Origin of the sequence: Paenirhizobium daejeonense, assembly GCF_014280875.1 — a bacterium.
Lineage (GTDB): Bacteria > Pseudomonadota > Alphaproteobacteria > Rhizobiales > Rhizobiaceae > Allorhizobium > Allorhizobium daejeonense.
The window spans coordinates 476,858-491,164 of record NZ_JACLAL010000005.1 but is presented as its reverse complement, the minus strand read 5'-3'; the positions used below and the strand labels follow the sequence as shown (position 1 = coordinate 491,164).

Here is a 14,307-nt window from a genome sequence, read left to right as displayed (position 1 = left end):
CACCAGGAGAAAGCCGTGAGCCACATTCTGATTTTGCAAGGACACCCCGACACCAGCGAACAGCATTTCTGCCATGCCTTGGCGGACGCCTATGCAGCCGGCGCTCTCAAGGCGGGGCATACCGTCGAGAGGCTGGAGATCGCGCGGATCGAGGTGCCGCGACTGCAATCGCAGAAGGAGCAGGAAAGCAGCGCCGTCGTTCCTGATATCGCCAACGCCCAGACATTGCTCAAGGCCGCCGACCATGTGGAGTTGGTCTTTCCGCTGTGGATGGGCGGGATGCCTTCGCTGGTGGCATCCTTTCTGGAGCAGGTGCTGCGGCCAGGTTATGCCTATGACGGCACAGGCCCCGCGATGAAGAAACTGCTCCGGGGACGATCGATGCGGCTCGTCTACGGTAGCCACAGCTTGAAGGCGTGGAAGGTGGGGGCTCTCGGTTTCGTGGGCTTCCGCCCGATCCGGGCAAGTCTCGTCGGCAATGTCGCAGAGGCCGACGTATCAGCGCATACGAACTGGCTGAAGGAAATGGAGGCACTCGGGGCCGGCGCTCGGTAAAGGTGTCATTCAGCGATGCCGCCGGCGAGCCGGATGGCACGTTTCGTGTTTAAATCAAACCCAAACGAAACGTTAATGGCTGGCATCTATCCTCTGCCGACAGGCCGGATACCGGCTGCAGCAGATGGATATTGTGTATGGCGTCTTCCTTTCTGCAACGTTCCGCGCTGATCCTCGTGCCGGCTGCGGCCTTCGCGTCGTGCACCGGCGATCGCGTGATGGCGCCCGAAGACCTTGCGGCCGACACACCCCGTTCCTCCCGCCACTACGTTGCTCGCCAAGGACAGCTCGAAGGCCGGGTCGAGGATATCGGTGAGGGCAGGGAGCTTCTCGGCCCTGTCGGATCGCCGGTGGCCTACGCGCCGGAGACGGCACGCGGCAACGGAGCGAGTGCGGCGATCGACTATCTCGACACACCGAACCTTGCCGGCGTGGAGAACAGTTCGACGGAAACCGCGGAGCCGACGGCCAAGGGCGGAGTGCTTCTTTCTCCCGAAGACACCACGGAACAGGCAATAGCGAGTCCTGCCGACAATGCGGGGAGCGCCTACGATATTCCGGAGGAAGGCATCAATATCGATGCCGGTCTCGGTGTTGCCGGTGCGCGGGAGCTGGGCGAGCCGCAAGGCCTGTCGCAGCCCATGCCCGCAGGCCAGCCGGTTGCCGCGCAGATCCTCGTGCCCGAGGGGCCGATGGCAATCGCCGAGGGTTCGACCGCGCAGCCGGTGGTGGACGGTATTGGCACGGAAAATCCGGTTACGCTGCTACCAAACGAACAGGCCGCCGATGGCGGCCTGTGAGGTAATGGTGAAAACCCGGACAGGAAGCCGGCATCAGACGACGACGCCGGTACGGTTGGTGGTCATGGTCAGCTTGCGCTCGGCGCGCTCCTGCTGGGGCGAACGGTTGTAGAGTTCGCGATAACACTTGGAGAAGTGCGACGCGGAGACGAAACCGCAGGCAACCGCCACTTCGACCACCGGCATGGACGACTGGACCAGCAGGTGACGAGCGCGGTCGAGACGGATCTCGAGATAATAGCGGGCAGGCGAGCGGCCCATTTCCTGCCGGAACAGGCGTTCGATCTGGCGGCGCGAGAGACCGGCATCGTCGGCGATCTCCAGAAGCGACAGCGGCTCGGAGAGATTGCTTTCCATCAGTTCGATGATCGACAGGACCTTGGAGTTCTGCACGCCAAGACGGGCGCGCAGCGGCAAGCGCTGGCGGTCATGAGCGCTGCGGACGCGGTCGGTGAGGTGCTGCTCGCAGACGCGGTTGACGAGGCCTTCGCCGAAATCCTGGCCGATCAGGTTCAGCATCATATCCAGCGAGGCCGTGCCGCCGGCGCAGGTGTAGAGATTGCCGTCGACCTCGTAGAGGTCGGCATAGACTTCCGCCTGCGGGAAGGTCTCGGAGAAGCCGGGGAGGTTTTCCCAGTGAATGGCGCAACGCTTGCCATTCAGAAGTCCGGCTTGCGCCAGGACATGGGCGCCAGTACAGAGGCTGCCGATGGCCGCGCCGCGGTTATAGGCCTCGCGGAGCCAAGCGTTCACCGACTTGTTGTGGAACTCCTCCACATAGATGCCGGAACAGACGATCACCATGCTCGGGCGGTTTTCGCCGGAGAGGAAGCGCCGTTCATCGGCAAGCGAGGAGTTCACCTCCATGCCGATGCCACTGGACGAATGCACCTTCTGCCCGTCCACCGAGGCAAGGCGCCATTCATAGGCGGCATAACCGAGCATGCGGTTGGCGATGCGCAGCGTTTCGATCGCGCCCGCGAACGGCAGGAGCGTGAAATGCGGTACCAGAAAAAAGACGAGCGAGCGCTTCTTGGTCTGCTTGTTCATGTTGATGCCCATTGTTCCCACGTTTTTCCCATTCCTTGCGTGGAACGGGGTTCGCCGGTTGCCGATACGCGACATCATAGTGACGAAAAGCGGCGATTTCTTCATCAGGACATCATTATCGCGACATTTTTGCGACTTTGATACGAAGCAATGGGCAGAGCTTCGGCCTGTGATTTCAACTTAGGGCAGGTAACTGAAATTGATCGGGAAATTCGATCCGGGCTGAACAAGCCTTTAGAAACCTTCCCGCCGGGAGACAACTATCGTCAAGTTCTCCGGGCGGGAGGCGTGTCGCAAAATTGCCTACGGACGCGTCCGGTCTTCCATGTCGCCCGCAGGCCAGCCGAGGTCTTTCCTGAGATCGAAGGGCATCGCTTCCAGCGCAAGTCCTTCCTGGCGGCGGCGATGCCATTCCCGCCAGGCGGCAATCACGGAATTGAGAGCAGCCGGAATCCCGGCTGTTGCCCATGACCGGCGCGAGCGCCGGGAAAACCGTGCCTCATCAAATACCAGTGTCATCGCATTCTCCTTTTCCCGTGAGCCTCTTCAGGCAGCTGCGTTTTGCATCAGGACATTTCATCAATCAAACGAATGTTTCTTATTTCTGAAATCAGCGAAATTGATTGATCCGATATTCCGCCGATGAATCACCGGCGCACTTCCTCGCGCGGAGGCCAACCAACATCCCGCTGCACGCTATCGGGCAACTGATGCATCTCGCGGTTCAGTCTGGCCTTTCGCCGTTCGTTGATGAATTCTCCCAAAGGTTGCGCAATGGCGATATGCAGCAGACGTAGGGTGATAGCCATGAGCATCTCGGCACCTCCATATGACCAACTTTTGCGGGTAGTATTGGGGTCGGTTGACTATCAATCAAACGAAATGATATGGTCTTCATGTTCAATTATATTGAGGTAAGCGTGATGACCGTTTCAATCCGCCAACCCCTGCCGTTGCTGGACAACGACATCCTGAGGACCTTTGTCGCGATCTCGGAAACCGGGAGTTTCACCACGGCAGCGGACCGGGTGTTCAGAACACCCTCGGCCGTCTCGATGCAGATCAAGAAACTGGAAGAGCAGTTGAACGCGACGCTGTTCCTGCGCGATGCCCGCTCCGTGACGCTGACCGAGAGCGGCGAGACGCTGCTACCTTACGCGCGCCGGATGCTTGCCCTTTCCAACGAGGCGGTGGGCCGGTTCCGTATGCCGGAAATGAAAGGCGTCGTGAGGCTCGGCGCACCCGACGATATCGGCGAGCGCTACATGCCCACGATCCTGCGCCGTTTTGCGGAGGTCTATCCGGCGATCATGGTCGACCTGACGGTCGATACATCATCGCAACTGCGGCGGCGGTTGCAGGAGCAGCGGCTCGACCTGACGCTGATCAATTGCGCACCGGGCGTTGTCAGCCATGAGGGCGAGGTGATCCATACCGAACATCTGGTCTGGGCAGGCGCCAAGTGTGGCACCGCGCATCTGCGCGATCCGCTCCCGGTCTCGATCTGGGAAGACGGCTGCTGCTGGCGCGCCGATGCGCTGGCGCGGCTGGACAAGGACAAGCGGCAATATCGGATCGCCTATCTTTCCGCCCACACAATGGCGCAGCGTGCCGCGGTCATCGCCGATCTCGCGGTCGCGCCGCTGCCGCGCAGCTACCTGACCGACGACATGGTCGCGCTCGGCAACAAGCATGGACTGCCGGAACTCGGCTCTTTCGAAGTAAGGCTGCTCACGGGAGCCGAAACCAGCGAGACGATCTGCGCCGTCGCCGACAGCGTCCGCTTCGCCTTCTCAGAGATGATCGGCATGGCGGCGTGAGTAGTCTGAAACTCAATGGTCGGGAAGGTGCCGCCTGACCGGTCTCAGAGGGTGTGCAGCGCCGCTGCCTGTTGCTCCAGCCATTGCCTTACCTCCGCAGGAGACGAGGCGAAGGTGGTGGCAAGGGAGGGAGGGGCTCCTACCTTTATCGATACGCCGCCGAGGCGATTGATGACGGGATAGGCGTCCTCGTCGGTAACATCATCGCCGAGGAAAAGCGGCAATCGTCCGGCAAATGGCGCTTGCCGCATCCGCTCCTCGATCGCCTTTCCCTTGCCGACGTTCCGAACCTTCAGCTCCGCCACCATTTTCCCGGCTTCCATAAGGTATTCTGAATCCTGTCCGGCGTAGCGGGCAAGCAGTCCGTGGCTGGCAGATTCCAGTTCGGGTGTGCTGCGATAATGAATGGCGATCGACGTCTTCTTCACCTCGAGATCAAGGCCAAGCTCGGCGCATCGTCTTTTCACGTCGTCAATGATGGCTGGATCAATCAATGACGGAAATGTTCGGCCACTCTCGCCGGGTGCCAGTACAAAGGCACCGTGATTGCCGATCCTCCAAAGTGCCTCGGGTACGCGAACGGCAAGATCGTCAATGTCCCGCCCGCTGACGATGGCGACGGCACCGGAAAGACAGTCGAAAATTCCCATAAGGCTCCGCTCGGCAGCCGGTGGAATACGGATGGAGTTTCGGTCCGGGCTGATATCCGCCAGCGTTCCATCGAGATCGAGGAACAATGCTGAATCGAGCGACAGGTTTACGTCCATGAGAAATGGCATGGGCAAAGACTAACTCTTGAAATGAAGTACCAGAAGCCAAAGCGTTCACAGGAATATGAGTACCCAGCTGACCATCATGACCGTCGGCAAATTACCCGAGCGGAACAATGTGCGCGCCTGTTTTTTACCATCGCCGCCGGAGGGATGAGGAAGGGGGACAACAGACACCTGATCTCCGAAAAAGCCTCTGCCGGAGAGACCATCCCATTCATCTCGCACCCAGTTCAGAACCCGGCGCGACTGGCTAAGAAGTGCACTGCAAATGGCACTTACGCAAAATCCAACGCAGCAGATCAGCAGCACGAAAACCAACACGACGAGTTCGACGCGGTCCGAGAGGTTTTCCATACGGGCGCGAAAGAGCAGGCTTATGCCGGCAAAGAGAAAGGAATTCAATGTGATAAGCCAGGTGATGTGGTTGTTGTAGAGCGTATTTTCGTGGGTCACCTGTTCCCGGAAGGCATTGTATATCTTCAGGCGAATTTCGGTGGGCTCGGATTTGTCGGACATGCTGAAATCCATTTCCTCCAAACGGACCATCACCGGTCCAACCTCCAGTAAGGTCGACTGTAACCGGAGTGCAGTTTGAAAGAAATACCACCATTGGTGGAGATGGTGGCCGTTATCGACTTCTACGTCTGCGCCGGCCACCGCCTTCACCACCGGCATCGCCATCGGCAGGCGTCTTCGGTTCCGGCAGCGTCACCACCGTCGAGAGGTGGGGGAAGGCGTCGACCTTGTTGGGCAGGGCCATGGCATCGACGAACAATTGCTGAAAGTTTGGTTCAAGGGCGGTTTCGATCTTTTCGATCCGCGTAACGGTTTCCTCGATTTCGCGTCGGTGGTCGCGGTTGAGAAGCGCCATCAGGGCCCCGGTGCCGGCGGCATTGCCGACGGCCTTGACCTCGGCGAGATCGCAATCGGGAATGAGGCCGAGCACCATGGCGTATTTCGGATCGATGAAGGAACCGAAGGCGCCGGCGAAGCGGATCGTGTCGACCGTCTCTACTTCCTGCTTTTCCATCAACAGTTTGATACCGGCATAGAGCGCAGCCTTGGCGAGCTGGATGGCGCGCACGTCGTTCTGCGTCACGCTGATCTTCTGCGCACCGTCGTGCAGCAGGTAGGAGAAGGTGCGGCCGTTTTCCAGAATGCGGGGACTGCGGGCGGCAAGCGAACCGTCCACCACGCCATCTGCGGAGATGACGCCGGAGAGATACATTTCCGCGACGACCTCGATGATCGCCGAGCCGCAGATGCCGGTGATACCGACCTTCTCTGCGCCTTCGGCAAAACCGGGCTCGTCCGACCACTGCTCCACGCCGATGACCTTGAAGCGGGGTTCGAGAGTTTGCGCGTCAATGCGGACGCGCTCGATGGCGCCGGGGGCCGCGCGCTGGCCGCAAGAGATTTCCGCGCCTTCGAAAGCGGGGCCGGTGGGCGAGGAGGCGGCGACGACGCGATCGCTATTACCGAGAACGATCTCGGCATTGGTGCCGACATCGACAAGCAGCATCATGTGATCTTGCCGATGCGGCCCCTCGGCAAGCGTCGCACCTGCCGCGTCAGCGCCGACATGGCCCGCGATGCAGGGCAGGAGGTAGGTGCGGGCGCCGGGATTGAGGGCAAGCTCGATGTCCTTCGCCTCGCAGGAGACCGCGCCGGAGACGGCGAGCGCAAAGGGCGCCTGGCCAAGTTCGGTCGGATCGATGCCGAGGAAGAGGTGGTGCATGATCGGGTTGGCGACGAAGACGCTGTCGAGGATGTCGGTGCGCGACACCCCACCTTCGGCGCAAACCTTGTCGGTGAGTTCGTTGATCGCCTGACGCACGGCCCTGGTCATGGCCTCGCGGCCATCCGGGTTCATCATCACATAGGAGACGCGGCTCATCAGATCCTCGCCGAAGCGGATCTGCGGATTGGATGCGCCTGACGATCCGACGACGCGGCCTGATAGCAGCGACACCAGATGCATGGCGATGGTCGTCGAGCCGATGTCGCAGGCAAGGCCATAGGCTTCGTTGTGCAGGCCGGGCCACAGCGCGATGATGGTCGGACGCGAGGTCGGGCTGTCGCGATGGATCGCGGCGGTCACCGCCCAGTTGCCCTTGCGCAGGATCTTCTGGAGTTCGGGCAGTAGGTAAGGCGCGACTTGCAGATCGGAATAGCCCCAGTCCTTCTCCAGCATGACCTTGAGACGATCAAGATCGCCAAGTGGCTTGTGCATGTCGGGTTCATCGACCTCGACATAACAGAGGTGGACAGCCGGATTTCGTTCGATCACGCGGTCGGTCGCGGCCTTGCGTACTACCTGCGCATTGACGACCGTATCCTGCGGCACATCGACCACGAGGTCGCCCTGGATGGTGGCCGAACAGGAGAGGCGACGGCCCTCGGGGAGACCGCGGACACGATCGTAGCGCTCTTCCTTCGGGCCGATCGGCGAGATGTGCTCGTTGGAGGACACGATGCCGTGCTTGGCGAAATTGCCCTCCTGCACCTCGATCTGACAGCGGCCGCAGGTGGCGCGGCCACCGCAGACGCTCTCGACATAAACGCCGAGCGAGCGGGCAGCATCGAGCACCGGCGTTCCTACGGGGAAACGGCCACGCTTGCCGGACGGCATGAAGAGGACGAGATGATCTTTGGAGGCGTCGGTCATGAGGCGTAATCTGCAGAGAGTTTCACAAGAAGTACTAAGGCTGTTACGGCCACAAAGGCGATAGCGGATGATATCCAGACACCAATGTCGATGAGCCGCTTGCTATGCGCCTCATCCAGTTCGGCGCGTCGGGAATACAGGATCGCAGCCATGGGCGCAGCCAACACAGCAACCATCAAGGGAAGTGCGTAAGACGTTGAGATTTCGGCGAAACGCTGAAACTCTGCCTTATCGGGAAAGACAACGAAATAGACGAAAAGAACAAGCGCAGCCACGATCAAATAGAATTTGTAATTCAAGACATCACCTCCCTGATTGCGACTGCGCAGCCAACCCCGCTTATTCTGTTGCAGCACCGCCACCCACGCGCGCGGCGCGACCGCCGCGGCGACCGCCTCCGGTCGAGGCGGATGCAGGGGCGGCTGCGGCCGCGCCGCCTTCGGCCGGCTTGTAGTCGCGGTAGGTCTTGATCCAGTTGTAGCAATGCTCGTCAGTGCCGTTCAGAACGTTGGCGGCGCGCACGGCCTCCATTTCGGCCGGGCGGCAGGGGTTCATGATCGCGCTCGTCATACCGGCGCCGATGACCATCGGAATGAAGCCGGCATTGATGCCGTGGCGGTGGGGCAGGCCGAAGGAGATGTTGGACAGGCCGCAGGTGGTGTTGACCTTCAGCTCCTCGCGCAGGCGGCGGATGAGGGCGAAGACCTGGAGGCCGGCAGAGCCGACGGCGCCGATCGGCATGACCAGCGGATCGACGACGATGTCATGCGGCTTGATGCCATAATCTGCGGCGCGCTCGACGATCTTCTTTGCGACTGCGAAACGGACGTCGGGATCCTGCGAAATACCGGTCTCGTCGTTGGAGATCGCGACGACCGGAACGTCGTATTTCTTGCAGAGCGGCAGGATGGCTTCGAGCTTTTCTTCTTCGCCGGTGACGGAATTGATCAGCGGCCGGCCCTTGGCGACCTTGAGTGCGGCCTCGATCGCAGCTGTCACGGAACTGTCGATCGAAAGGGGCACGTCGACGAGACCCTGGACTATTTCCATGGTCTTGACGAGGAGCGGCGGCTCGGTCTCGTTCGGATTGACGGCGGTGACGCCCGCATTGACGTCGAGCATGGTGGCACCCGCGGCGACCTGTTCCAGCGCATCCTTGATGACGGTGTCGAAATTGCCCTCGATCATTTCCGCGGCGAGCTTCTTGCGGCCGGTCGGATTGATGCGCTCCCCGATGACGCAGAAGGGCTGGTCGAAGCCGATGATGATTTCTCGGGTTGCGGATGCGACGATGGTACGGGTCATTTCGGTCCTCCGGTCGGGCGCGCGTCAATGAGGTCTAGCGTGCCGGGAAATGGGTTACAAGGGCAGCAATGGGGGCAGCGACTGGTGGGCCGGACGCCGCGTTCAATGCGGATGGCTGGCGGCTTTTTCGGCGAGTTGCTGCTGGTCTTCGAGCTTCTCTGCACGGATCGCCTCGAGCCGTTCCGCGACGAGAGCATCGACGGGGCTCGCTTCGCGCTTCCACGGCTTGCGGCCCTTCAGGACACCCGATTCATGGACGATCTCGGCGACATATTCCTCCTGGCGATAGGCCATGACGTGGACTCCGGAGATGCCCTCGATCTCCTTCACCTCGTTGATGATGTCGATGCAGAGCTGCTTGCCTTCTTTCTTTTGGTCTTCGGCCCCTTCCAGACGCTTGATGACGGCGTCGGGAATGTGGATGCCGGGGACGTTGGAGCGGATCCACTTGGCGGTCTTGGCCGAGGCAAGCGGACCGACGCCGACGAGGATGAAGCATTTCTCGTGTAATCCGAGATCGCGGACCTTCTTCATGTATTCGCGGAACATCGGCACATCGAAGCAGTACTGGCTCTGCACGAACTGGGCGCCGGCCTCGATCTTCTTGGCAAGGCGATAGGGCCGAAAATCGTAAGGCGGGGCGAACGGATTGATGGCGGCACCCAGAAAGACCTGCGGCGGCGAGGTGAGCTTGCGGCCGGAGAGGAACTTCGACTGGTCGCGCATGGTGCGGACGGTTTCCAGGAGCGACATGCAGTCGAGGTCGAAGACCGGCTTGGCGCCCGGCTGGTCGCCGGCCTGCACGCCGTCGCCGGTCAGGCACATGATGTTCTGCACGCCCATGGCGGACGCGCCGAGAACATCGCCCTGAATGGCGATGCGGTTCTTGTCGCGGCAGGCGATCTGCATGATCGGAGCGTAACCCATCCGCGTCAGCAGGGCGCAGATGCCGACCGAGGACATGTGGCAATTGGCCCCGGACGCATCCACCGCATTGATGCCGTCGACCCAACCGTCGAAGACCGAGGCCCGCTCGTAGACATCATGCGGATTGGCGCTGTCGGGCGGATTAAGTTCGGCGGTGACGGCGAATTCGCCGCGACGCAGCACGCGTTCGAGGCGGCCAAGGGAGGAATGACCGGGAAGCGGATCGAGAGGCGCGCCGGGATCGTGCGGGTTGATATCGGGGCTCATGCCTTCGCATCCTTCGAGAGAGTGTCACGGGCCTCGGCGGCTTCGGCGGTGACGCGCAGCCAGGACGAGGTTTCGCGCAGGGACTGGTTCACCGGCTTCTGTACCTTCATGATCGCCTCTCCATGCACCATGTTGCGCGATCCCGCCCAGGCCTGAACCCAGACGCAGGGCATGTCGGGTTCGACCTCGCAATTGCCGTTGGCGCGCACGCCGCCGCAGGGACCGTTCCTGAGCTGCTTCGGGCAGTTCATGGGACAGGACATGCCGGTGGACGACAGCACGCACTGGCCGCACATGCGACAGTCGAACAGCAGACCCTTGACGTTGCGCTCCACGAAGGTCACCGGCCGTTCGACGCGGGCATAGCCTAGCTTCTTCCACAGTGGATGGAGAAAGAGGAAGGTATTGGCGAAACGCGCATAGAACCATTCCAGCGCCCGCGAATGACGTACGGACCAGAGACGGATGGTATAGGAGCGGCGCGCGCGGCGGTTGGGCGACACGCTGGACGGCGTATAAGCGCCGGAGGCGGCCTTTGCGGCAGGGGCTGCATTGCCCTTGATCGGCTTTACCTCAGCCATTGTCCCGGCCTCCGGCATGGACGAGGGCGACGAGACGGGCCTTGTCGTAGGCAGATTCGATCTCGGCCATGGCCTTGTCGGCTTCCGCTTCGAGATCGTCGCCGACCGGGATCGGATCGCCCTTGCGCCATTCCGCGAGATAGTCGTCGGTCTCGGCGGCGCCGGTGCGCATGGCGCACATGTCGATGGCTTCGGTAAACCGCAGCGACAACTCCCGTTTTGCCGTTTTCCTGCCCTGCTTGACGATGACCTGGGCGGGTATGTCGCGCCAGTAGACGATGATCCTGTCGGCCATGTCTTCACTCCCTTTTTCGTCAGAATGCACGTGGCTCAGGCGAGGGACTGCGCTTTTGACGACGTCGCATATGGCAAAAAGCGACGCCGCACCGAATTACCAGACGCCGCGCGTGAGACCGTAACGCAGCCAGTCCCAAATGGCGGGCGGAAAGCGCAATGCCGAAGGCCCGCCGGGCTGATAGGGCGACAGGCGTCCGGCCACCGCATCTTCGACGGCCTGACGGGTAATGTCGAGCGCCGCAATCGTCAGGACGAGCGGATAGGTGGAGATGAAATCGCCTTTTTCCGGCGTGGTGCGGACTTCATAGAGCGTGCCGCCGGTATCGGTTCCGGCGTCGACCAGATGGACGGTCGCACCGAAGTTTTCGCTGTCGCGCTCTACTAGCGACCAGTAGCCGCCCATCTGGCCACGATAGGCGGGATTTATACCGGCATGCAGGTTGATGACCGGGCAGGGCATGGAGGAGAGAACGGCCGGCGACATCAGCCGCGTGCTGACCAACAGGATGGCTTTGGGCTGGAGCGCCTGCACCAGCGCAACGCAGCTCTCGTCATTGATCGAGGAAACCTCGTGCTGGGGAATGGCCGAAGAAAAATCTGCGCTGTAGCCGCTCGATGCGACGAGGTCCGCGGTGCGTCTTGCGGCAAGCCGGCGGAGAAGCCGCGCGGCAATCATCGTGGCCAGCTGGCCGAGCGCATTCGGCCAGCCGAGGCGGCGGGCGCGACGCCGGGTAATGCCCCATTTGGATTCCGCTTCCTCGAGCACCACCTGCAGACCGGGAAAACGCGTAGCGAGCGCATTTGCGACGATGGCCGGGTTCGGACCACCGGCGGTAAGAAGGAGAACGGTCGGCGCGCGTTCGGTCACTTCGGCGCCCTCGGACCAAAAATGAAAGTGGTGGTCGCTTCCGCAATGCCTGCCATTGTCCGCTCCCCCGGCTCAAGTAGTGCGTGACGAATCGTCAGATCAGCCCCCTGCACGCGTTGTCCCTGTTTCAGTGCACGTCGTCATCGCAAAACCATTCGGCAGCTTTTGCTGGACATGCTTTAGCTGCGATCATCCGGGTTTCATCACCGGAGTCGCAGAAGCGACCTGTTTAACTCTGATCGCTGAAAGTCCGGTTAATCGCCTTATCTCGACGCTGCCTTGGATTTGTCCAAAGCCGGTGCGATGGACGCCGCTTCGTCCAATTTTCCAATGGAAAGGTTCCTCATGTCGGCTAGACAGATTTCCACGGTTGCCATTCTCGGTTTTGCGCTGATTACGCTCGGCGGCTGCGGCAACACAATTCGCGGCGTCGGCAAGGATGTCGGAGGCGTAGTCGATGCGACCAAGGATGCCGGACGCAGCGTCGCGAACTCCGTGAAGTAACCGGATGGGGGGCGGGTTCCTTCGCCGCGTCAGAGGGCTGACAGTTCCTTCCGCAGGTCGCCATAGCCGGTGAAACGGTATTCATAGGCGAGGCCGAGATAATCGGCCGCGGACCGCGCCTTTTCCTGCAATGCAAAATCCTCTTCCTGCGACAGATAGACCAGCTTCGTGTAGTTTCCGAAATACATGTCCTTCAGTTCCGGATGGCGGTCGAGCCCCAGCGGCTCGATGACGAAGGCCTCGAACTGGCGGGCCAGGAAATCAGTGAGGAAGAAGGCTGTCACATCGTCGTCCCAGCGGGCGGCGAAATCCTCGTTGCCAGCGAAAAACGAATAACAGTGAGGTCCCGAAAGGCGTTCGACGCCGAGACGTTCGCACACCTTGTCGAGAAGACCGCCGGTGCCGCAATCGGCATAGGCGACGAAAACCTTTTCCGCCCCGTTCTTCCGGGCTTCGGCAACGGCCTGCTCCACGCCCGGCGCGATCTTGTCGGGGGTCGCATGCCAGATCGCCGGCAGACAGGAAAGCTCAAGGTGATCGAGCCCCGAGAGGCGCGAAACCGCAAGGATCTCGCGGGCGATCGCGCCGCAAGCGATGACGTGAACCTTTTTCGCGCTGCCGCGTTTCACGCTGGTATCCGATGCAATTGTTCCATCACCATTTTTCCATGGAGCTTCCGAAAATGACCTTCAAGACACTGACCGTCGCCACAGTCCTCATCGTTTCCGGTCTCGCCCTGACCGGCTGCGGCAACACCATCCGCGGCATGGGCAAGGACACCGCCAGCGCCGTCAATGCGACCCAGGCTGCCGGCCAGGACGTCGAGCGGGCAGCTCAGTAAACACCCCGCTTAATATAGGGCACTCACTCGCGTTGCGACAACTGGGGCGGCCTGCTGGATCTCGCGGCTTTCAGGCTGCCGGATCCGGTGACCTCTGGAGGGCTATCAATCAAAAAGCGCCGGCAGCAGGGCAACCGGCGCTTTTTCATAACTGTATGGCATTTGCCGCAGCGGAGCCTCAGGCGCGGGCGCCGAGGCTGTTGTGCTTGCGGGAAATGAGTTCCTTTGCCGTTTCGACGGCAATCGCGGCATCGCGGCAATAGGCGTCGGCGCCGACGGCCTTGCCGAACTCCTCGTTGAGCGGTGCTCCGCCGACCAGCACGATATAGTCGTCGCGCATGCCCTTTTCCTTGAGCGTGTCGATCACGACCTTCATGTAAGGCATGGTGGTGGTGAGCAGCGCCGACATGCCGAGGATATCGGGCTTTTCGCGCTCGATGGCTTCCAGATAGTTTTCGACGGGGTTGTTGATGCCGAGGTCGACGACATCGAAGCCGGCGCCTTCCATCATCATGCCGACGAGGTTCTTGCCGATGTCGTGGATGTCGCCCTTGACTGTGCCGATGACCAGCTTGCCTTGCTTCGGCGCGCCCGTGGCGGCCAGCAGCGGGCGAAGAATGTTCATGCCGGCCTTCATCGCATTGGCGGACAGAAGCACCTCCGGCACGAAAAGGATGCCGTCGCGGAAATCGATGCCGACGATGCGCATGCCCTCGACAAGCGCCTGGGTCAGGACATCGTAGGGAGCCCAACCGCGATCCAAAAGGATCTGGGTCGCTTCCTCGATCTCCTCCTTGAGGCCATCATAGAGGTCGTCGTGCATCTGCTGCACGAGTTCTTCGTCGGAGAGTTCCGAAAGAATGATTTCGTCGTCGGACATGATGGTGCTTCCCGCTTCGTTTTTTATCGCGATTCCGATCGCAGCCAAATCAGACTGCCTGAAGGGAAGTTAAACCTCAATATCGCCAAAAACTCTTTTCGAAAGCGACGCGCCGATCCTGAAAAACGACGGCATCAGACCAGCGTTGACAAATGCCATGTCTGTCAGACG

At 61.0% G+C, this 14,307-nt stretch carries 19 protein-coding genes; 5 read left to right on the top strand and 14 right to left on the bottom strand.

Annotation, left to right across the window (positions count from 1 at the left end):
• Positions 1-15: 15 nt before the first annotated feature.
• Together H4I99_RS15090 and H4I99_RS15085 are read left to right on the top strand one after the other, a co-directional pair.
• A complete protein-coding gene (locus H4I99_RS15090; RefSeq protein ID WP_163899107.1) occupies positions 16-555 on the top strand; it encodes an NAD(P)H-dependent oxidoreductase in 540 nt (179 codons plus the stop codon).
• A gap of 137 nt (positions 556-692) precedes the next feature.
• Positions 693-1,355 (top strand): hypothetical protein, encoded by a 663-nt coding sequence (locus H4I99_RS15085; RefSeq protein WP_163899103.1) that lies wholly within the window; start codon positions 693-695, stop codon positions 1,353-1,355.
• A 33-nt stretch (positions 1,356-1,388) separates the two neighbouring features.
• Here H4I99_RS15085 and H4I99_RS15080 read toward each other — a convergent pair whose 3' ends face one another.
• The 3 genes from H4I99_RS15080 to H4I99_RS15070 all read right to left on the bottom strand — a co-directional run bounded on the left by H4I99_RS15080 (position 1,389) and on the right by H4I99_RS15070 (position 3,214).
• Positions 1,389-2,405, bottom strand: coding sequence for a GlxA family transcriptional regulator (locus tag H4I99_RS15080; RefSeq protein ID WP_163899100.1), 1,017 nt, complete (start codon positions 2,403-2,405; stop codon positions 1,389-1,391).
• Positions 2,406-2,708: 303 nt separating this feature from the next.
• Positions 2,709-2,924 carry a hypothetical protein gene (locus H4I99_RS15075; RefSeq protein WP_163899097.1) on the bottom strand — a complete coding sequence of 72 codons (216 nt, stop codon included), beginning with the start codon at positions 2,922-2,924 and terminating at the stop codon, positions 2,709-2,711.
• A gap of 128 nt (positions 2,925-3,052) precedes the next feature.
• The gene (locus tag H4I99_RS15070; RefSeq protein WP_163899094.1) at positions 3,053-3,214 is read right to left on the bottom strand and encodes a hypothetical protein; all 162 of its coding nucleotides are present in this window, start codon (positions 3,212-3,214) and stop codon (positions 3,053-3,055) included.
• Between the two features lie 114 nt (positions 3,215-3,328).
• Here H4I99_RS15070 and H4I99_RS15065 point away from each other — a divergent pair, with 114 nt between their 5' ends.
• Complete coding sequence (locus H4I99_RS15065) at positions 3,329-4,225, top strand: LysR family transcriptional regulator (RefSeq protein WP_163899091.1); 897 nt, start codon at positions 3,329-3,331, stop codon at positions 4,223-4,225.
• A gap of 44 nt (positions 4,226-4,269) precedes the next feature.
• Here the strand turns inward: H4I99_RS15065 and otsB are convergent, their stop codons facing one another.
• The 9 genes from otsB to H4I99_RS15020 all read right to left on the bottom strand — a co-directional run bounded on the left by otsB (position 4,270) and on the right by H4I99_RS15020 (position 11,911).
• A complete protein-coding gene (gene otsB, locus H4I99_RS15060) occupies positions 4,270-5,004 on the bottom strand; it encodes a trehalose-phosphatase (RefSeq protein ID WP_163899088.1) in 735 nt (244 codons plus the stop codon).
• A 45-nt stretch (positions 5,005-5,049) separates the two neighbouring features.
• The gene (locus tag H4I99_RS15055) at positions 5,050-5,679 is read right to left on the bottom strand and encodes a hypothetical protein (protein ID WP_163899072.1); all 630 of its coding nucleotides are present in this window, start codon (positions 5,677-5,679) and stop codon (positions 5,050-5,052) included.
• The gene (locus tag H4I99_RS15050) at positions 5,627-7,666 is read right to left on the bottom strand and encodes an ASKHA domain-containing protein (RefSeq protein WP_163899069.1); all 2,040 of its coding nucleotides are present in this window, start codon (positions 7,664-7,666) and stop codon (positions 5,627-5,629) included. Before H4I99_RS15050 ends, H4I99_RS15055 begins: the two co-directional genes overlap by 53 nt.
• A complete protein-coding gene (locus H4I99_RS15045; protein WP_163899066.1) occupies positions 7,663-7,965 on the bottom strand; it encodes a hypothetical protein in 303 nt (100 codons plus the stop codon). The genes H4I99_RS15050 and H4I99_RS15045 overlap by 4 nt, the downstream gene beginning before the upstream one ends.
• A 40-nt stretch (positions 7,966-8,005) precedes the next feature.
• On the bottom strand, positions 8,006-8,971 hold the full coding sequence (locus H4I99_RS15040) for a methyltetrahydrofolate cobalamin methyltransferase (RefSeq protein ID WP_163899063.1): 966 nt from the start codon (positions 8,969-8,971) through the stop codon (positions 8,006-8,008).
• Between the two features lie 102 nt (positions 8,972-9,073).
• Entirely contained in the window at positions 9,074-10,165 is a 1,092-nt protein-coding gene (locus H4I99_RS15035; RefSeq protein WP_163899060.1) for a methylenetetrahydrofolate reductase, read from the bottom strand.
• Positions 10,162-10,746, bottom strand: coding sequence for a methylenetetrahydrofolate reductase C-terminal domain-containing protein (locus H4I99_RS15030; RefSeq protein WP_163899057.1), 585 nt, complete (start codon positions 10,744-10,746; stop codon positions 10,162-10,164). Before H4I99_RS15030 ends, H4I99_RS15035 begins: the two co-directional genes overlap by 4 nt.
• Positions 10,739-11,041, bottom strand: coding sequence for a virulence factor (locus H4I99_RS15025; protein WP_163899055.1), 303 nt, complete (start codon positions 11,039-11,041; stop codon positions 10,739-10,741). Before H4I99_RS15025 ends, H4I99_RS15030 begins: the two co-directional genes overlap by 8 nt.
• 96 nt (positions 11,042-11,137) lie before the next feature.
• Positions 11,138-11,911, bottom strand: a complete 774-nt coding sequence (locus H4I99_RS15020; RefSeq protein ID WP_163899052.1) for a formyl transferase — start codon at positions 11,909-11,911, stop codon at positions 11,138-11,140.
• Positions 11,912-12,256: 345 nt separating this feature from the next.
• Between H4I99_RS15020 and H4I99_RS15015 the strand changes: the two genes are divergently transcribed.
• On the top strand, positions 12,257-12,415 hold the full coding sequence (locus H4I99_RS15015) for an entericidin domain-containing protein (RefSeq protein ID WP_163899049.1): 159 nt from the start codon (positions 12,257-12,259) through the stop codon (positions 12,413-12,415).
• A 29-nt stretch (positions 12,416-12,444) separates the two neighbouring features.
• Here the strand turns inward: H4I99_RS15015 and H4I99_RS15010 are convergent, their stop codons facing one another.
• Entirely contained in the window at positions 12,445-13,044 is a 600-nt protein-coding gene (locus H4I99_RS15010; RefSeq protein ID WP_246225601.1) for a DUF1638 domain-containing protein, read from the bottom strand.
• A 53-nt stretch (positions 13,045-13,097) separates the two neighbouring features.
• Between H4I99_RS15010 and H4I99_RS15005 the strand changes: the two genes are divergently transcribed.
• Positions 13,098-13,256 (top strand): entericidin domain-containing protein, encoded by a 159-nt coding sequence (locus H4I99_RS15005; protein WP_099057909.1) that lies wholly within the window; start codon positions 13,098-13,100, stop codon positions 13,254-13,256.
• 178 nt (positions 13,257-13,434) lie between these two features.
• Here the strand turns inward: H4I99_RS15005 and H4I99_RS15000 are convergent, their stop codons facing one another.
• Positions 13,435-14,136, bottom strand: a complete 702-nt coding sequence (locus H4I99_RS15000; RefSeq protein ID WP_163899046.1) for a cobalamin B12-binding domain-containing protein — start codon at positions 14,134-14,136, stop codon at positions 13,435-13,437.
• Between the last annotated feature and the right edge of the window lie 171 nt (positions 14,137-14,307).